Below are 17,233 nucleotides of genomic sequence, written 5' to 3' on the forward strand. Positions count from 1 at the left end.
GGCCGGACAAAGGGGGTTCACGTCATGATCGCTCGCGCCAAGATCCTGCCCGCCTTCGCGGCCGCCGCCATCCTGGGCGGCGCGACCGTCGCCGCGACAAGCCCGGCCCAGGCCTGGTGCGGCTATTACGGCTGCGGCTACGGCGATGCGGCGCTCGCGGCAGGCATCGTGGGCGGCCTCGCGGTCGGCGCGATCGCGGCCTCCGCGGCCCACCAGGCGCAGGCCGCGCGCGAGGCGGAGGCGCGCCGCGCCTATTACGGCCATCGCCGCGCGCCGGCCCGAAAGGCGCGCCCGGCGCGCCATGTCCAACGCTGATCCGCTTCAGGTCGGCGTCGGGACCGGCGACGGTACGAGGACCGGCGAGAAGTGCCGCGCGCGGCGCCTCTCGTAGACCGGGATGGGGCGGTGGAGCTGCTTGGTCGCCTCCACGACGTGGAGGCCCGCGAAGGGGAGCGAGAGGCTCCGCCCGAGCTGCTCCCAGGCCGCCGCCCCGGACAGGAGGAAGCGGCTCCGCAGCGGCGGGACGTAGAGGATCTCGGCCCAGCTCTCTGGCGAGAACAGCGCGCCCTTCATCAAGTGCCGGAGCTGCCGCCGGCTGAAGGGTTGGCCATGCCCGAAGGGCGTGGTGTCCATGCGCGACCACAGCCCGCGGCGGTTCGGGCAGACCAGGATCATCCGGCCGCCGGGGTTCAGGACGCGCCAGACCTCGTTCAGGAGCTCGGACGGGCTCTCGACCGTCTCCAACGCGTGGACGACCAGCACGCGGTCCACCGATCCGTCGGCGAGCGGCATCATCATCGGGTCGACCAGGGCGGATGACGAGGGGCCCGAGGCGGGCCAGTTCACGACGCCCTGGGTGGCGGGCATGAAGGCGAAGCGGGGGCCGGCCTCCTCCATCTCGGCAAGGAACGGGGTCGCATAGCCGAGCCCGAGCACGCTCAGGCCGCGCAGGTCGCTCCAGGCCTGCGCGATCGCGCGGCCGACGAGCCGCTTCGTCACAGAGCCGAGCGGGCCCGCATAGAAGGCGCGCAGATCGGTTACGTCCACGCTCAATCCCGCCTCCGCTCCCGGCCGCTCCGGTCGTCCACGGCCGAGGTTCCATCGTGTCCCGGGCCGTGATAGCCGATCGCCCGTTCACGCGAGATTATTCCGATGCCGGCCGACATCCATGTCTTCCGCTGCCTTGAGGACAATATCGGGGTGCTCATCCACGATCCCGCGACGGGCGCCTGCGCGTCGGTCGACGCTCCCGAGGAGGCCGCGGTCGCGAATGCGCTGGACGAGAAGGGCTGGAAGCTCAGCCACATCCTGGTCACGCATCGCCACGCCGATCACGTCCAGGGCATTCCGGGCCTGAAGGCGCGGTTCAACTGCCGGGTTGTGGCGCCCAGGAAGGCCGCCTCCGAGGTGCCCGGCATCGACCAGAGCGCGGGGGAGGGCGACCGGGTGGCCGTCGGCGACCTGTCGGCCGAGGTGTGGGACACGCCGGGCCATTGCCGGGATCATATCGCGTACTGGTTCTCGGCCGAGAAGGCGGTCTTCGCCGGCGACACGATCTTCACGCTGGGCTGCGGCCGCGTGATGGAATCGACCATGGACGAGATGTGGCGGTCGCTCGAGCGCTTCGCCGCGCTGCCGGACGACACGCGCGTCTATTCCGGGCACGATTACGTGCTGTCCAACGCGAAATTCGCGCTCGCGGCCGATCCGGACAATGCCGCCCTGAAGAGCCGCGCCGAGGAGGCGAAGCGCGCCGCGGAGCAGGGCCGCTTCCTGGTTCCGTCGACGATCGGCGAGGAGAAGGCGACGAACCCGTTCCTGCGGGCCGGCGAGCCGGCGCTGGCCAGGTCGGTGGACAAGGCGGGCGCCCCTCCGAACGAGGTCTTCGCCGCCCTGCGCGAGTGGAAGAACCGGTTCCGATGAGCGTGGGCGGCCTGTCCGCCGAGGCCGTGATCCGTCTCCTCGATCTCGCGCCCCATCCTGAGGGCGGGCATTTCCGCGAGACCTTCCGCGATCCGCGCGAGATCGCAGGCCGGTCCGCCTCGACCGCGATCTACTATCTTCTGGCGGCCGGCGAGACCTCGGAATGGCACCGCGTCGACGCCGCCGAGACCTGGCACTACTACGCGGGCGCCCCGCTTGTCCTCACCGTCTCGCCGGACGGCCACGACGCGGAGGCGCGCCGTCTCGGGCCGGAGCTCGCCGCGGGCCAGCGCCCGCAGATCACGGTCGCGGCAGGCTCCTGGCAAAGCGCGACGAGCCTCGGCGCCTGGACGCTCGTCGGCTGCACGGTCGCGCCCGGCTTTCGCTTCGAGGGGTTCGAGATGGCCCCGCTCGGCTGGCGCCCGGTGCCGAGGGCAGCGTCCGGGCATGGCTGACCTCGCTCTCATTCGCGCCCTGGAGGAGCGGCTGATCAACGCCTGGCCCGCTTTCGAGATCGAGGTGGTCGAGGGCTGGATTCTGCGCTTCGCCGAGGGCTATTCCAAGCGCGCCAACGCGGCGACCCCGCTCGTGCCCGGGGCGGCGGTGGATCCGGCGCTGATCGACCATGTGCTGCGGTCGTTCGAGGAGCGGGCGGTCGCGCCCTGCTTCCGCCTCACGGGGGTCGAGGACCGCCGCTGCGAGGAGGTGCTCGCCGCCCGCGGGCTCGTCGACTTCGATCCCTCGCTCTGCCTCGTCGCACCGCTCGGGCCCGAGCTCGCCGTCGATCCCTCCGTCGTCATCCGGCCGGCGCCCAAAGCCGCCTGGATTGGGGCCGCAGCCGCGGCCTATGGCGGGGAGAAGGCGAATGCCGACCGGCTCGGGCGCATCGTCCGCGCCATCCGTCAGCCGGCCGCCTTCGCGACCCTGTCGCTCGACGGGGAGGATGCAGGCTGGGGCCTCGCGGTCTGCGAGCGCGGCTATGTCGGGCTCTACGACATCGTCGTGGCGCCGAACCTGCGCGGGCTGGGCCTCGGCCGGAGGTTGGTCGTTTCGCTCATGGCCTGGGGCCGCGACGCGGGCGCTGCGCAGGCCTATCTGCAGATGCGGGAAGCGAACGAGGTTGCCGGGAGCCTCTACGCCTCGCTCGGCTTCACCACCGCCTACCGCTACGCGCACCGCGTCCTACCGGCGCCGCCATGAGGCCGGCATCGTGGCGACGACCGCGCCGGACGCGATAAGCGCGCAGGCCAGCGCCAGCGACCAGGTCGGCTCGGCGAAGCCGGCCAGGATCAGGATGCCCGTGGACACGACCGGGATCGCATAGGAGCCGATCCCGAGAAGCCGGATGTCGCCGCGCTTCATGCCGATGTCCCACAGGTAGAAGGCGGCGCCGACCGGCCCGAGGCCGTTCGCGATCACGGCCGCCCATTGCAGGCCGGCTTGCGGCCACACCGTCCGCTCGAACAGGAGATGGCATAGGAACCCGAGCGCGGCGGTCGCGAGGCAGAAGCCCGTGACCGCGTCCGTCGGCACGGCCGCCACGCGCCGCGACAGGACCGAGTAGCCGGCCCACACGAAGGCGCAAGCGAAGGCGCAGAGATAGCCCGCCCAGTATTCCGGCCTGATCTCGAGCGCGCCGCGGCCCGCGACCAGGACGACCACGCCCGCGAAGCCGAGAAGTGCGCCCGCGACATGCTGCGCCCGCAGCCGCTCCCCGGGGAGAAAGGAGGAGAAGAGGACGATCAGGAGCGGCCAGAGGTAGTTGATGAGGCCCGATTCGGCCGGCGGCGCGAGCTTCAGGGCCGCGAAATAGAGTGCATGGTAGCCGAAGAGCCCGGCTACCCCGAGGGCCCACACGGCCGGCTTCTGCACGAGGGAGGCCGCCGCGCCCGGGCGGAACGGCCACGAGAGCACGCCGAGCCCGCCCCCGATCGCAAAGGTCATCGCGAGGAGCTGGAACGGCGGGACGGGCCCGGTCGCGGCGGTGAAGAGCGCGAGCAGCGCCCAGAGCGCCGCCGCGCCGAAGCCGGTGAGCGTTGCGGCGCGGGACGACATGCCCGCGCCGTAGCGAGCCTTCCGCTACCCGGTCAAGCTGGCCGGGACGGCTCAGACCATGTATTGGCCGCCGTTGATGGAGAGCGTCGAGCCGGTGATGAAGCCGGCATCCTCGCTCGCCAGGAACACGACCGCGCGGGCGATCTCCTCGGGCTCGCCGAGCCGGCCGACCGGGATGCCAGGCAGGATGTTCTTCTCCACGACCGCCGGGTCGATCGCCTTCACCATCTCGGTCGCGATGTAGCCCGGGCAGATGGCGTTCACGGTGATGCCGGCCCGCGCGCCTTCCTGGGCCAGCGCCTTCACGAAGCCGATGTCGCCGGCCTTCGCGGCCGAGTAGTTCGCCTGGCCCATCTGCCCCTTCTGGCCGTTGATGGAAGAGATGCAGATCACGCGGCCCCACTTGCGTGTCCGCATGCCCTCCCAGACCGGGCGGGTCATGTTGAAGAGCGAGTTCAGGTTCGTGTTGATGACGGCGTACCACTGATCCTTGGTCATGCGGTGGAACATGCCGTCGCGCGTGATGCCCGCATTGTTGACCAGGACGTCGACCGGCCCGACCTCCGCCTCGACCTTGGCGATGCCGGCCGCGCAGGCGTCGAAATCCGACACGTCCCATTTGTAGGTCTTGATCCCGGTGGCCGAGGTGAAGGCGGAGGCCGCCTCGTCGTTGCCGGCATAGTTCGCGGCCACCGTGTAGCCGGCGGCCTTGAGCGCCTTCGAGATCGCCTCGCCGATGCCGCGCGTCCCGCCCGTCACCAATGCCACACGTGCCATGCGTTTCACTCCCTCTTGCTGCCGCCCCGGCTCTTCGGCCCGAAAGCGGAACGGCCCGGCGTTGCCGGGCCGTTCACCAATGTTAACGCGGCAGAGCCGGGCGTCGATCCTCTATGTGGGTTCGACTTTCGGCCGCTTCATCCCGCCCGAGGGAGGTCAGCGCTCCACGCACATCGCAACGCCCATGCCGCCGCCGATGCAGAGGGTGGCGAGGCCGCGCTTGGCGTCGCGCTTGCCCATCTCATGCAGCAGCGTGACGAAGACGCGGGCGCCGGAAGCGCCGATCGGATGGCCGATGGCGATGGCTCCGCCATTGACGTTCACGATGTCAGGGTTCCAGCCCATGTCCTTGTTGACGGCGCAGGCCTGGGCCGCGAAGGCCTCGTTGGCCTCCACGAGGTCGAGATCCTGAACCTTCCAGCCCGCCTTTTCGAGCGCGCGCCGCGATGACGGGATCGGGCCCGTGCCCATGATGGCCGGATCGACGCCGGCGGTCGCCCAGGACACGATGCGGGCGAGGGGAGTGAGGCCGCGCTTCTCGGCTTCGGACGCGGCCATCAGCACGACGGCGGCCGCGCCGTCATTGATGCCCGATGCGTTCCCGGCCGTGACCGTGCCGTCCTTCGAGAAGGCGGGGCGGAGCTTGGCGACGGAATCGAGGGTCGTGCCGGCCCGGATATACTCGTCGTCCGCGACGACGACGTCGCCCTTGCGGCCCTTGACGGTGACCGGGACGATCTCGTCCTTGAACCTGCCGGCTTTCTGGGCGGCCTCCGCCTTGTTCTGCGACGCGACCGCGAAGCGGTCCTGCTCCTCGCGCGAGAGCTGCCACTTCTGCGCGACGTTCTCGGCCGTGTTGCCCATGTGGTAGCCGTGGAAGGCGTCCAGGAGGCCGTCCTTGAGCATCGTGTCGAGGAGCTTCAGGTCGCCCATCTTGGTGCCGCCGCGCATATGGGCGGCGTGCGGCGCCATCGACATCGATTCCTGGCCGCCGGCCACGATGATGTCGGCGTCGCCGTTCGCGATCTGCTGCATGCCGATGGCGATCGTGCGCAGGCCTGAGCCGCAGAGCTGGTTCAGGCCCCAGGCCGTCTTCTCGGCCGGGACGCCCGCGGCCATCGCGGCCTGGCGGGCCGGGTTCTGGCCCTGGCCGGCGGTCAGGATCTGGCCCAGGATGACCTCGTCGACCTCGCCGGGCTCGACCTTCGCGCGCTTGAGCGCCGCCTTGATCGCAACCGCGCCGAGCTCGTGCGCCGGCATCGTGCCGAAGACGCCGTTGAAGGACCCGACCGGGGTGCGCGCGGCTCCCACGATCACGATGTCGGCTTGGGCCATCCCTGTTCTCCGGTTCGGCAGATTGCTGAAATTGGATGCGATAGGGCGATCAACTCCCCGTCCGCCATCAAGTCAAGCCGGCCGGATGGTCCCTTCTCTCACCGCCCGGTGCGGATGCGGGTCCAGAGCCGCGTCACGGTGCGCTGCGTCCGCTCGTCATAGGCCGTGTTGGTGAAAAGCCGCCCGAAGGTCTCCGCATCCGGATAGATGCCGGGATCGGACGCGATCTCGGGCCTGACCAGCTCCTTCGCGGGCAGGTTGCCGCTGGCATAGTTCACGAAATTCGAATTGGCGGCCGCAACCTCCGGCCGGAGCATGTAGTCGATGAAGGCATGCGCCTCGGCGACGTGCGGAGCGTCGGCCGGGATCGCCATGGAATCGAACCACATCAGCGCGCCCTCGCGTGGGATGACATAGGCGATGTCGACGCCGTTCTTCGCCTCCTGCGCCCGCTTCCTCGCCTGGAGGATGTCGCCCGAATAGCCGACCGCCATGCAGATGTCGCCGTTGGCGAGCGCATTGATATATTCGGAGGAGTGGAACTTGCGGATGTTGCCGCGGATCTTCATGACCGCGTCCGCGGCCTTCTGCAGGTCCTCCTGCTTCTTGGAATTCGGCTCGAGGCCGAGCGCCGCGAGGACGCCGGGGAAGACGTCCTCGGGTGCGTCGAGGACGTAGATCCCGCAATCCTTGAGCTTTCCCGAGAGCTCCGGGTCGAGCAGCAGCTTCCAGCTGTCGAGCGGCACGTCGCCGAGCCGCTCTTTCACCTTGGCCCGGTTCAGCCCGATTCCGGTTGTGCCCCACATGTAGTTCACGGCGAATTTGTTGCCCGGATCGTAGACCGCAAGCCGCGACTGGATCTCAGGCCAGGCGTTCTTCAGGTTCGGGAGCTTGGCCGGATCGAGCTTCTGGAAGACGCTCGCCCGGATCAGGCGCTGAAGAAACGGTCCCGACGGGACGACGACGTCGTAGCCGGACTTGCCCGCGAGCAGCTTCGTCTCGACGATCTCGTTGTTGTCGTATGTGTCGTACACGACCTTGATCCCGGTCTCGGCCGTGAAGCGCTCGAGCACCTTGGGATCGACGTAGTCGCTCCAGTTATAGACGTGGACCACGCGGTCCTGGGCGAGGGCGGCGGTCGCCGCGAGGGCGCAGAGGAGAGCGGCTGCAAGGCGTCTGATCATGATGGCGGGAACGTAGGAGAGGGGGGACGGCGAGACAACCGGTCCTTCGGCCGACGGATGCGTCCTGCCGAAGCAGATTCCGTCTGGCGTGCCATGGCCTCACCATGATTACACGTACGATCCAGCGACGGCGGTACCTGTCCGGAGTGCCTGGCCGCGGGAGTAGAGTGCGCCATGATCACGCGTCGCAGCTTGGTCCAGGCCGCCGGCGTTGCGGCGGCCGCGATCGCGACCGGCGCGCGCGCCCGATCCGGCGAGGTCGCGATCGGCATCCTGTTCCCGACCTCCGGGCCGAACGCGCAGGTCGGCATCGATGCCCGCCACGCGATCGATACCGCGCTCGATATCGTCAACAACCCGCATCCCGACCTCGACCTGCCCCTTGCCGCCGGGGTGGGGCTCCCCGGCCTCGGTGGGGCGAAGCTCCGGGTGGTCGCCGCCGATCACCAGTCGAGCCCGCAGACCGGCCGCTCGGAAGCCGAGCGGCTGATCGCTCAGGAGAAGGTCTGCGCGCTGCTCGGCTCCTACCAGAGCGCGGTCGCGGCCAGCATCGCCCAGGTCTCCGAGCAGCTCGAGGTCCCCTATGTGTCGGCCGAGAATTCCTCGCCCAGCCTGACCCGGCGCGGGCTGCGCTACATCTTCCGCCCCGGCGCGCATGACGACATGTTCTCGGCGACCATGTTCGACTGCCTGGACGAATTGCGGCGCAGGGGAAGCCGCGTGGAGACCGTGGCGCTCTTCGCCGAGGATACCCTGTTCGGCACAGATTCCGCCAATACCCAGCGCAGGCTCGCCGGCGAGCGCGGCTACAAGGTCGTGGCCGACATCAAGTACAGGGCGAACGCCCCCACCCTTGCCGAGGAGGTCCGGCAGCTCAAGGAGGCAGATGCGGACGTGCTCATGCCGTCCAGTTACACGAGGGACGGCATCCTGCTGGTCAGGGGCATGGCCGAGCTCGGGTACCGGCCGCGTGCGATCCTGGCCCAGAATTCCGGCTTCTCCGATCGGGCCCTCTACGACGCCGTCGGGCGCGACGTCGTCGGCTGCATCACGCGGGCCTCCTTCCCGCCGGAGCTCGCGGCGCGGCGGCCCCTGGTCGGCAGGGTCAACGCCCTGTTCCGCGCCCGCTCGGGCAAGGACCTGAACGACCTCTCGGCGCGCCAGTTCACGGGCGCGCTGGTGCTCGCGGAGGCGATCGACCGGGCGCAAGGAACGGACGGCCCCGGGATCCGCGACGCGCTCGCGGCGACCGACATACCGGGGGAGCGCACGATCATGCCGTGGAAGCGCGTCACCTTCGACGAGACCGGCCAGAACCGCGACGCGGATCCCGTCCTGCTGCAATGGACGGGCGAGCGCTTCGTGACGGTGTACCCGTCCACGGTTGCGGTCGCCGAACTGCGCTTCCCGATGGGCCGGGCCTGATCGAGGCCACGACCTCGATGATCGTGTCCGGCCCGATCCGCTCGACCAGACGGCGGATCCGGCTCCGCTCGACGGCCACGCAGCCCTCGGTCGGGGAGAAGCCCGGCCCGGCCGAGTGGAGGAAGATGGCGCTGCCGCGGCCGCGCACGATGGGGCCTCGATTGTAGGAGAGATCGAGCACGAGATCGTAGAGCGCGTCATCGCGCCACATGCGCTCGTGCCCCGAATGGGACGGCAGCGCGATCGGGCGGTTGTAGAGCCGGTCCTTCGGATCGTCGCTCCAGCCGAGATCCGGCCGGATGATGCCGAGCGGGAGCGGCGTCGCCGGCCGCCGCATCCGGTCGGGCCTGTACAGGGCGGCGAGCACCCGGAAGCGGCCGACCGGGGTGCGCCCGTCGCCCTCCCGCTTCGGGCGCCCTGGCCCGCTCCGGCCGAGCGCGCAGACGAGGTCGATCCCCGGGCCGAGGAGGCGGCCCCTGGTCCGGTCGAGCGGCGAGCGAAACACGCGGATAAGTCGGGCGGTGCGGCGCTTCATCGGAGGAGGGGTCTTCTACCGGACCCGCCTGTCAAGCTAAAGGGGCGGGATGTCGAGCTCCGCCGAGCCTATGGCATCAGGAAGGCGCATCTGAATGGCGCGCATCAGTCGGCTACTCGTCGTCGAGGACGACGGCGATCTCCGCGAGACGCTGGTCGAGCAGATCGGCCTCTGTTCCGAGTTCGAGGTCGGCTCTGTCGAGACCGCGGGCGAGGCGCGCGAGCTCCTCAAGACGGAGCGCATCGACGTCGTCATCATGGATGTCGGGCTTCCCGACATGGACGGGCGCGACGCCGTGAAGCTGATCCGCCAGGACGGCTATCGCGGGCCCATCATCATGCTGACGGCGCAGACGAGCGACGCGGACGTCGTGACGGGCCTGGATGCGGGCGCGAACGACTACGTGGCCAAGCCCTTCAAGTTCGCCGTGCTGCTCGCGCGCATCCGGGCGCAGCTCAGGAGCCACGAGGCGAGCGAGGACGCAGTCTTCAAGATCGGCCCCTACACGTTCCGGCCCGGGGTCAAGCTGCTGGTCAGCGACAAGGGCTCCAAGCTCAAGCTGACCGAGAAGGAGACCGCGATCCTGCGCTTCCTGTACCGGGCGGGCCAGAAGGTCGTCTCGCGCGACATCCTGCTCCAGGAGGTCTGGGGCTACAACGCAGCGGTTACGACCCACACGCTGGAGACGCATGTCTACCGGCTGCGGCAGAAGATCGAGCCGAACCCCTCCTCCGCCCGCATCCTGGTCACCGAGCCGGGCGGCTACAAGCTCCTGCCCTAGCGAGCCGGGGCGTGGCGCAGGAGAGCATCATCGCGCTGCTTCGCCGGACCCCGGTGGTCGGGCTGTTCGAGGACGATGCCCTGCGCATCATCGCGAACGTCGCCGACGCGCGCCGGCTGCGGCCGGGCGAGGTGCTGTTCCGGCAGGGGGACCGTTCCGACGGAGGCTATGTCGTGACCTCCGGCCGGATCGCCGTCGGGCGCGAGGGGGACGAGGAGGAGGCCGTGCTCCTCGGGCCGGGCTCGCTCATCGGGGAGGTGGCGCTCTTTCTCCGGATGCAGCGCCCCGCCACCGCGACCGCCCGCGAGCCCTCGTCGGTCCTGCGCATCTCGCCCACCCTGATGCGCCGCGTCCTGCAGGAATATCCCGCCGCGGCCGACGGCATGGCCGAGGTCCTGTCGCGCGACCTGGAAGGCGTCGCGGCCGAGCTCGACCGGGTCGAGCGGCTCTTCGCGGAGCCGGCGTAGCGCTCAGAATTCCAGCGTCGCCGTGACCGGGACGTGGTCGGAGGGCCGCATCCAGCCGCGCGCGTCGCCATGGATGTCGACCGACCGCAGCGTCGAGCCGAGGTCGTCCGAGATCCAGACGTGGTCGAGCCGCCGGCCCTTGTTGGCGGCGGCCCAGTCCGGCGAGCGGTAGCTCCACCAGGTGTAGATCTTGGTCGGCTCGGGCGTGAGGTGGCGGGCGCAGTCGATGAAGGCGCCTTCCTGGCGGAGGGTTTCCAGCGCCTCCGTCTCGACCGGCGTGTGGCTCACCACGTCCAGGAGCTGCTTGTGCGACCAGACGTCGTGCTCGAGCGGCGCGACGTTCAGGTCGCCGACCACGATGGTCGGCCGCTTCCCGCGCCGGCCCGCCCAGTCCCGCATCTCGGCCAGGAACTGCAGCTTGTGCTTGAATTTCGGGTTCAGCTCCGGGTCCGGCACGTCGCCACCGGCCGGCACGTAGAAGTTGTGGATCTCGAATCCGGCCGCCTCGCCCGCCTCCGGCCCGAGGGTCACGGCGATGTGGCGCGCGTCCTGCCGCTCGCACCAGTTCTGCGGCTCGACCTTCGCGAAGGGGAAGCGCGACAGGATCGCGACGCCGTTATAGCCCTTCTGCCCGACCTGGACGACGTGCGGGTAGCCGAAGCCCTGGAGCGCCTTCAGGGGGAAGCAGTTGTCCGGGCACTTCGTCTCCTGCAGGCACAGGACGTCCGGCGCGATCTCGCCGAGCGCCCGCTCGACCTGATCGATGCGCAGCCGGACGGAGTTGATGTTCCAGGTGGAGACGGAGAGCTTCACGGGAGGCTAGGGGCAGGAGGATGCCTGCCCCTAGTGGAGGATCGTGGCCTGGGGAAGGGAGCGAAACGCCCCATCCCGCCCGCCGGCCCGCTACTCCACAGGCCGCATGTAGTTGAGCATGAAGATGCGCGGATCGATCGTGCGGTTCTTCTCGATGTCGGAGAGGGAGACGGTCGTCGTGTAGCCCTGCGGGTCGATCACGCGCCAGCGCTTCAGGGTCGTGATCTCGGGGTCGAAATAGAGGGTGATCTTCGAGGTCCCGCCGAGCGTGGACGAATCCTCGATCGAGATGCGCACGCCCTCCTGGTCGGTCGCCACGGCGGTCACGCGCGCGTCCCGGGACAGGTCGATCTTGGAGGAGAGCAGGAACTTCAGCGGCGTCTGCGAGATCGGGTAGGGGTCCGAGGTGTTGAGCTTGCGGTCGCGGACAAGCACCGTCGAGCCGTCGGACACGACCTCCAGGGTCGAGGGCTTCTCGTATTCGAAGCGCAGCTTGCCCGGCCTCTGCAGGTAGAGAATGCCCGTGAGCCGGCGGCCGTCGCCGCCGACCTGGGTGAAATCGGCCACCATGGAGGTGACCGAGTTCAGCGCCGCATTGGCCTTCTCGACGATCTGCCGGTCGGTCAGCTTGTCGCTCGCAGCGGCCGGGACGACCGGAGCGCCGGCCGCCCGCGCCTTCGCGATGGGCACGATGGAGCCCGTCGCCGCCACGTCCAGGTCGCGTCCGAGCGAGGCCGGCCGCGGCGGCGGCAGCACGCCCGCCACCCTCGACCGGCCGGCGGCCTCGGCCGATGGGCCGAGCGCGAGCAGCGCCGCGAGCGCCAGCGCCGGTGCGCGGGTGAAGTATGCCGCCGTCATGTACTCAACTCCACGCTTGGGCCGGGCGCGTCCGGCCGGCAGCCCGCCGGCCCGGCTCAGTCGCCGGCGCCCACGTTCTCCATCAGGATCTCGCGCTTGCCCGCATGGTTCGCGGGCCCGACGATCCCCTCGTTCTCCATCCGCTCCATGATGGAGGCGGCGCGGTTGTAGCCGATGCCGAGCCTGCGCTGGATATAGGAGGTCGAGGCCTTCTTATCACGCAGCACCACCTGGATGGCCTGGTCGTAGAGGTCGCCGCCTTCCTCGCCGAAGGAGCCCTTGTCGAAGATGGCCGCCTCGTCGCCGCCGCCGGCCGGACCGTCCTCGTCGCCCGTCGTGACCGCGTCGAGATATTGCGGTCGGCCCTGCGCCTTCAGATGCGCCACGACCTTCTCGACCTCGTTGTCGGACACGAAGGGGCCATGCACGCGCGTGATGCGCCCGCCACCCGCCATGTAGAGCATGTCGCCCTGGCCGAGGAGCTGCTCGGCGCCCATCTCGCCGAGGATCGTCCGTGAGTCGATCTTCGACGTGACCTGGAAGGAGATCCGGGTCGGGAAGTTCGCCTTGATCGTGCCCGTGATCACGTCCACCGAGGGGCGCTGCGTCGCCATGATGAGGTGGATCCCGGCGGCGCGGGCCATCTGGGCGAGGCGCTGGATCGCGCCCTCGATGTCCTTGCCGGCCACCATCATCAGGTCGGCCATCTCGTCGACGATCACGACGATGTAGGGCAGCGGCTCGAGATCCATGATCTCGTCCTCGTAGATCGCCTCCCCCGTCTCATTGTCGAAGCCGGTCTGCACCGTGCGGGTGATGACCTCGTGGCGCGCCGAAGCTTCCGCGACGCGGGCGTTGAACCCGTCGATGTTGCGGACGCCGAGCTTCGACATCTTCTTGTAGCGCTCCTCCATCTCGCGCACGGCCCATTTGAGGGCGATGACCGCCTTCTTGGGGTCCGTCACGACGGGCGAGAGCAGGTGCGGGATCCCGTCATAGACCGACAGCTCGAGCATCTTGGGATCGACCATGATGAGCCGGCACTGCTCGGGCGTGTGCTTGTAGAGCAGGCTCAGGATCATGGTGTTGATGGCGACCGACTTGCCCGAGCCGGTGGTGCCGGCGACGAGGAGGTGCGGCATGCGGGCGAGGTCGGCGATGATGGGCTCGCCGCCGATGTTCTTGCCGAGGCAGAGCGCCAGCTTCTGCTTGGTCTCGACGAAATCGGCCGAGGAGAGGAGCTCGCGCAGATACACCGTCTCGCGCTTCTGGTTCGGCAGCTCGATGCCGATCGCGTTGCGGCCGGGCACGACCGCGACGCGGGCCGACACCGCCGACATGGACCGGGCGATGTCGTCCGCGAGGCCGATGACGCGGCTCGACTTGGTGCCGGGGGCCGGCTCGAGTTCGTAGAGCGTCACGACCGGTCCAGGGCGGACGTTGATGATCTCGCCGCGGACGCCGAAATCCTCCAGCGTCGATTCGAGCAGCGTGGCGTTCTGCTCGAGCGCGTCCTTGGAGACGGTCGCGACCTGCTTCTTCGCCTCCGACAGCAGACCGAGCGAGGGGATCTCGTAATCCCCCTCCGGTTCAGGCTGGCGCACGGCCTGCCTGACCGGGGCGGCGGGAGCGGAGACGCGGCTTGGCGCGGGGCGGGCGGGCGCGGCCGGCGGCTTTGCGGCAGCTCGCGGCGGCGGCTCGCAGGCGGGCTCCTCCTCCTCGTCCTCGCCGAGGTCGTCGAACTCGGGCTCGACCTCGTCCCGGCTGCGCTCTGGCTCGATGACGAGCTTCCGGCCGCCTCGGGCGGCCGCGACGGGCGGCGCGTCCTCGTCCTCTTCCTCGTCGAAGACGTCCGGCGGCGCCGCCGGGGCGCGGCGCTCCGCCACGACCGGCTGTGGCCGCGCAGGCGCGGGCCGAGCCGGAACGGGCGCATCGCCGAAGGAAGGCTCGCGGCGCATGCCGGCGGCTGTGGGGGCGCGACGCTCCAGAGCAGATGCCGTACGGGCAAGGTGACCGTCCTCGCCGCGATGCGCCTCCAGGCCGGCCTCCACCTTGCGGCGGAGCGCCGATTTCAGGCTCATCGCGGCATGCGCGAGGGCGCCGAGCGAGATGATCGCCCAGCTCGGCTCCTCGTCCGACGAGGCTTCCTCGCGATCCTCGCCGCGGCGCCCGCGCGGCATCGGCTCGGCCGCGGCGGTCTCCGGCGGGCGCCGGCCGGCGCTGCAGGCGGCGGTGAGGAGCAGGATGGCGAGCGCCGCGAAGCCGAGCCCGGCGAGGGCCGCGCCCGTCGCTCCGCTGAGCCCGACGACGTGGCGCAGCCCCAGGACGCCGTCCCCGACCACGCCGCCAAGGCCCGTGAGGAGCGGCCACCGCGTCGTGGGGGGCAGCGCGCTCGCGGTCGCGGCTGCGGCCATGATGCCGCCGCCCCAGAGGAGAAAGCGCATGATCGGACGCTCGAGCTTCTTCTGCCGCAGGAGACGCAGGCCCCAGGCCGCCGGCCCGAGCAGGAAGGCGACCGAGCCGAGCCCGAAGATCTGAATGAGGAGGTCCGCCCCGATCGCGCCCGGCGCCCCGAGCAGGTTGCGGGCCGGCGCGGATGTCGCGTTGTTCCAGCTCGGGTCGTTCACGGACCAGCTCGCGAGCGCGAGAGCCGCCGCGATCGAGCCCGCGACCAGCACGATGCCGCCCGCCTCGACGGCGCGCCGCCGCAGGAAGGCCCCGAGCGCCTCGGACAGGCGGTCGAGAGGTGAATCGTAGCGACGGATCGTGTGCATCAGGATACGCGACGAATATGGTTGACCGCCCCGATCCTTAGGGAGGGGCAGTTAAGGCGCCGCTAACCCTGCGGCGGGGGCCGGAGCTGACCGGGTGCCCCCTCCCGGCTCTGCAGCGCCGGTGCTATCTTCGGGCCATGGCTATCGCGGCGCTGCAGACCATCCTGGACCGTATCCATGCCTGGCCGGAGGAGCGGCAGGAGCGCGCGGCCGACCTGCCCGCCTCGCTGGAGGCCGCGGGCGGCGGCGATGACCTGCAGGTCAGCGACGAGGATCTCGCCGAGATCGACCGGCGGCTTGCGAACCCGGATTCCCGTCGACTTGGCCTGGAGGAGTTCAACGCCCGTATGGACCGGCGTCTCGGGCGGTGAAGGTCCTTGTCTTGGAGCCCGCTGTCGAGGATCTCGAGGCGATCCACGGCTCTATCGCTCGCGACGGCCCGCGTGCGGCGGACGACTTCATCGAGAGCATCCGAGCGCACCTGAACAGCATCGCCGATACGGGGTTCGGCGGCATCGGAAGGCCCGGCAGAGGACGTGGCACCAGAGAGCTGGTGCATGGCCGCTACGTGATCGTCTACCGCTACGACCCGCAGACAGACGAGATTCTCGTTATCTCCGTCGTCAACGGCGCGCGCCGCCGCTAGGATGGCGGCCCGCCGCTCCGCGCTCGTCGGGTGGGCGCTGTTCGACTGGGCCTGCCAGCCCTTCTTCACGCTGGTCACGACCTTCGTGTTCGCCCCGTATTTCGCGTCGGCGCTGGCGCCTGACCCGGCGACGGGCCAGGCCTGGTGGGGCTATGCGACGGCGGCGGCGGGCCTCGCCCTGGCGATTTCCTCGCCGGTGCTCGGCTCGATCGCGGACGCGACAGGCCGCATGAAGCCCTGGATCGCGGCCGCCTGCCTCATCCTCGTCCTGGCCTCGGCCTCGCTCTGGTTCGCGGCGCCCGGCGCCAACCGGGCCGTTCCGCTGGCGCTCGCCGCCTTCGCGGTCGGCACGGTCGCGGCGGAGGTCGCGGCCGTGTTCAACAATGCCATGATGTCGCGGCTCGTCGGCCCGGCCGGGCTCGGGCGGCTGTCCGGCACCGGCTGGGCGGTGGGCTATACGGGCGGTCTCGTCTCGCTGGTCCTCGTGCTCGGCTTCATGGCGGCCTCCCCCGATACGGGGAGGACGTTCTTCGGCCTCGAACCATGGTTCGGCCTCGATCCCGCGGCTCGGGAAGGGGATCGGGCCTCCGGCCCGCTCGCCGCGCTCTGGTTGATCCTCTTCGTCTGGCCGCTCTTCGTCTTCACGCCCGACGCGGCCGGCACGGGAATCCCCGCCCGAGCGGCCGTTCGGGACGGGCTCGCACGGCTGCGCTCCACGATCGCCGAGGCGAGGGCGCATCCGGCGGTCGGGCGCTTCCTCCTCGGCAACATGATCTATCAGGACGGGCTCGTCGCCCTCTTCGCCTTCGGGGGCATCTACGGCGCGGGCGTCTTCGGCTGGAGCCCGACCGAGCTCGGGATCTTCGGCATCCTGCTCACGGTGTCCGGCACGGTCGGAGCGGTCGTCGGCGGCATCCTCGACGACCGGTTCGGGGCGCGTGCCGTAATCCTGGGCTCGCTCGCCGTGCTGATCCTCGTCTGCATCGGCATCCTGTCGCTCGGGCGCGCGCACGTGCTCTTCGTGGTCCCGACCGCGCCGCCATCGGCCGAGCTGTTCGGCAGCGTGCCCGAGAAGCTGTTCCTCGGGCTCGGCCTCCTGATCGGAGCCGTCGCGGGGCCGCTCCAGGCCTCCTCGCGCGCCTATCTCGCCCGCACCGTACCGGCCGAGGATGCGGGCCGCTATTTCGGCCTGCTCGCGCTCTCCGGGAAGGTCACGTCCTTCCTGGCGCCGCTCGCGGTCGCGGCGGCAACCCAGGCGGCCGGCACGCAGGCGGCGGGCCCCGCGGTACTGATCCTCTTCTTCGGGATCGGCGCGGCCCTGATCGCGAGCCTCAGGCGACCGTGGCGGCGGTGCCGGTCACGGTCACCATGAGCATGCTTTCGGAGGCGCCGATCGCGCCGTAATCGAGGTCCACCCCAACGACCGCGTTGGCGCCGAGCCTGCGCGCCCGCTCGGCCATCTCGGACATGGCATGCTCGCGCGCATCGCCGAGCACCTTCTCGTAGGATCCCGACCGGCCGCCCACGAAGTCCCGGATGGAGGCGAAGAAGTCCCGGAACACGTTCGCCCCGAGGATCGCCTCGCCCGAGACCACGCCGTGATAAGCCGTGATCCGGTGGCCCTCGATGCTCGGCGTCGTGGTGATCAGCATCGGCTCTC

At 70.3% G+C, this 17,233-nt stretch carries 19 protein-coding genes and 1 pseudogene; 10 read left to right on the forward strand and 10 right to left on the reverse strand.

What is annotated here, in order from left to right; translation table 11 throughout:
* Positions 1 to 24: 24 nt before the first annotated feature.
* On the forward strand, positions 25 to 315 hold the full coding sequence (locus HJG44_RS01695; RefSeq protein ID WP_171216605.1) for a hypothetical protein: 291 nt from the start codon (positions 25 to 27) through the stop codon (positions 313 to 315).
* Between the two features lie 6 nt (positions 316 to 321).
* Here HJG44_RS01695 and HJG44_RS01700 read toward each other — a convergent pair whose 3' ends face one another.
* Positions 322 to 1,053, reverse strand: coding sequence for a class I SAM-dependent methyltransferase (locus HJG44_RS01700; RefSeq protein ID WP_171216606.1), 732 nt, complete (start codon positions 1,051 to 1,053; stop codon positions 322 to 324).
* Between the two features lie 99 nt (positions 1,054 to 1,152).
* On the opposite strand from HJG44_RS01700, the gene gloB reads away from it, so the two are divergent.
* The 3 genes from gloB to HJG44_RS01715 are packed head-to-tail and all read left to right on the forward strand — an operon-like array spanning position 1,153 to position 3,123.
* Positions 1,153 to 1,923, forward strand: coding sequence for a hydroxyacylglutathione hydrolase (gene gloB / locus HJG44_RS01705; protein WP_171216607.1), 771 nt, complete (start codon positions 1,153 to 1,155; stop codon positions 1,921 to 1,923).
* Positions 1,920 to 2,378 carry a cupin domain-containing protein gene (locus HJG44_RS01710; RefSeq protein ID WP_171216608.1) on the forward strand — a complete coding sequence of 153 codons (459 nt, stop codon included), beginning with the start codon at positions 1,920 to 1,922 and terminating at the stop codon, positions 2,376 to 2,378. Before gloB ends, HJG44_RS01710 begins: the two co-directional genes overlap by 4 nt.
* Positions 2,371 to 3,123 carry a GNAT family N-acetyltransferase gene (locus tag HJG44_RS01715; protein ID WP_171216609.1) on the forward strand — a complete coding sequence of 251 codons (753 nt, stop codon included), beginning with the start codon at positions 2,371 to 2,373 and terminating at the stop codon, positions 3,121 to 3,123. Before HJG44_RS01710 ends, HJG44_RS01715 begins: the two co-directional genes overlap by 8 nt.
* On the opposite strand, the gene yddG is transcribed toward HJG44_RS01715, so the two are convergent.
* The 4 genes from yddG to HJG44_RS01735 form a co-directional block, all read right to left on the reverse strand.
* Complete coding sequence (gene yddG / locus HJG44_RS01720; protein ID WP_171216610.1) at positions 3,106 to 3,978, reverse strand: aromatic amino acid exporter YddG; 873 nt, start codon at positions 3,976 to 3,978, stop codon at positions 3,106 to 3,108. The two genes, HJG44_RS01715 and yddG, sit on opposite strands and share 18 nt — an antisense overlap.
* Before the next feature lie 51 nt (positions 3,979 to 4,029).
* The gene (gene phbB, locus HJG44_RS01725) at positions 4,030 to 4,755 is read right to left on the reverse strand and encodes an acetoacetyl-CoA reductase (protein ID WP_171216611.1); all 726 of its coding nucleotides are present in this window, start codon (positions 4,753 to 4,755) and stop codon (positions 4,030 to 4,032) included.
* 156 nt (positions 4,756 to 4,911) lie between these two features.
* The gene (locus tag HJG44_RS01730; RefSeq protein ID WP_171216612.1) at positions 4,912 to 6,090 is read right to left on the reverse strand and encodes an acetyl-CoA C-acetyltransferase; all 1,179 of its coding nucleotides are present in this window, start codon (positions 6,088 to 6,090) and stop codon (positions 4,912 to 4,914) included.
* A 98-nt stretch (positions 6,091 to 6,188) separates the two neighbouring features.
* Entirely contained in the window at positions 6,189 to 7,274 is a 1,086-nt protein-coding gene (locus HJG44_RS01735; protein ID WP_171216613.1) for a polyamine ABC transporter substrate-binding protein, read from the reverse strand.
* A 174-nt stretch (positions 7,275 to 7,448) separates the two neighbouring features.
* Here HJG44_RS01735 and HJG44_RS01740 point away from each other — a divergent pair, with 174 nt between their 5' ends.
* Entirely contained in the window at positions 7,449 to 8,699 is a 1,251-nt protein-coding gene (locus tag HJG44_RS01740) for an ABC transporter substrate-binding protein (protein WP_171216614.1), read from the forward strand.
* A gap of 22 nt (positions 8,700 to 8,721) precedes the next feature.
* Here the strand turns inward: HJG44_RS01740 and HJG44_RS01745 are convergent.
* Positions 8,722 to 9,234: pseudogene (locus HJG44_RS01745) on the reverse strand (L,D-transpeptidase family protein); the annotation flags it as partial.
* A 94-nt stretch (positions 9,235 to 9,328) separates the two neighbouring features.
* Between HJG44_RS01745 and HJG44_RS01750 the strand changes: the two are divergent.
* Both HJG44_RS01750 and HJG44_RS01755 read left to right on the forward strand, forming a co-directional pair.
* Positions 9,329 to 10,015 carry a response regulator transcription factor gene (locus HJG44_RS01750; RefSeq protein WP_171216615.1) on the forward strand — a complete coding sequence of 229 codons (687 nt, stop codon included), beginning with the start codon at positions 9,329 to 9,331 and terminating at the stop codon, positions 10,013 to 10,015.
* Positions 10,016 to 10,026: 11 nt separating this feature from the next.
* Positions 10,027 to 10,482: a cyclic nucleotide-binding domain-containing protein gene (locus tag HJG44_RS01755; protein ID WP_171216616.1), complete on the forward strand. Its 456-nt coding sequence runs from the start codon at positions 10,027 to 10,029 to the stop codon at positions 10,480 to 10,482.
* A gap of 3 nt (positions 10,483 to 10,485) precedes the next feature.
* On the opposite strand, the gene HJG44_RS01760 is transcribed toward HJG44_RS01755, so the two are convergent.
* The 3 genes from HJG44_RS01760 to HJG44_RS01770 all read right to left on the reverse strand — a co-directional run bounded on the left by HJG44_RS01760 (position 10,486) and on the right by HJG44_RS01770 (position 14,927).
* Positions 10,486 to 11,295, reverse strand: coding sequence for an exodeoxyribonuclease III (locus HJG44_RS01760; protein ID WP_171216617.1), 810 nt, complete (start codon positions 11,293 to 11,295; stop codon positions 10,486 to 10,488).
* 90 nt (positions 11,296 to 11,385) lie between these two features.
* On the reverse strand, positions 11,386 to 12,153 hold the full coding sequence (locus HJG44_RS01765; RefSeq protein WP_171216618.1) for a LolA family protein: 768 nt from the start codon (positions 12,151 to 12,153) through the stop codon (positions 11,386 to 11,388).
* Positions 12,154 to 12,209: 56 nt separating this feature from the next.
* A complete protein-coding gene (locus tag HJG44_RS01770; RefSeq protein ID WP_171216619.1) occupies positions 12,210 to 14,927 on the reverse strand; it encodes an FtsK/SpoIIIE family DNA translocase in 2,718 nt (905 codons plus the stop codon).
* Positions 14,928 to 15,064: 137 nt separating this feature from the next.
* Here HJG44_RS01770 and HJG44_RS01775 point away from each other — a divergent pair, with 137 nt between their 5' ends.
* The 3 genes from HJG44_RS01775 to HJG44_RS01785 are packed head-to-tail and all read left to right on the forward strand — an operon-like array spanning position 15,065 to position 16,945.
* Positions 15,065 to 15,298: a hypothetical protein gene (locus HJG44_RS01775; protein ID WP_171216620.1), complete on the forward strand. Its 234-nt coding sequence runs from the start codon at positions 15,065 to 15,067 to the stop codon at positions 15,296 to 15,298.
* Positions 15,295 to 15,573 carry a type II toxin-antitoxin system RelE/ParE family toxin gene (locus HJG44_RS01780; RefSeq protein ID WP_171216621.1) on the forward strand — a complete coding sequence of 93 codons (279 nt, stop codon included), beginning with the start codon at positions 15,295 to 15,297 and terminating at the stop codon, positions 15,571 to 15,573. Before HJG44_RS01775 ends, HJG44_RS01780 begins: the two co-directional genes overlap by 4 nt.
* 1 nt (position 15,574) lies before the next feature.
* Complete coding sequence (locus HJG44_RS01785) at positions 15,575 to 16,945, forward strand: MFS transporter (RefSeq protein WP_171216622.1); 1,371 nt, start codon at positions 15,575 to 15,577, stop codon at positions 16,943 to 16,945.
* Here the strand turns inward: HJG44_RS01785 and HJG44_RS01790 are convergent.
* Positions 16,905 to 17,225 (reverse strand): heavy metal-binding domain-containing protein, encoded by a 321-nt coding sequence (locus HJG44_RS01790; protein ID WP_171216623.1) that lies wholly within the window; start codon positions 17,223 to 17,225, stop codon positions 16,905 to 16,907. The genes HJG44_RS01785 and HJG44_RS01790 overlap by 41 nt on opposite strands.
* Positions 17,226 to 17,233: the final 8 nt, after the last annotated feature.

Source organism: Enterovirga aerilata (assembly GCF_013044135.1).
Taxonomy (GTDB): domain Bacteria; phylum Pseudomonadota; class Alphaproteobacteria; order Rhizobiales; family Beijerinckiaceae; genus Enterovirga; species Enterovirga aerilata.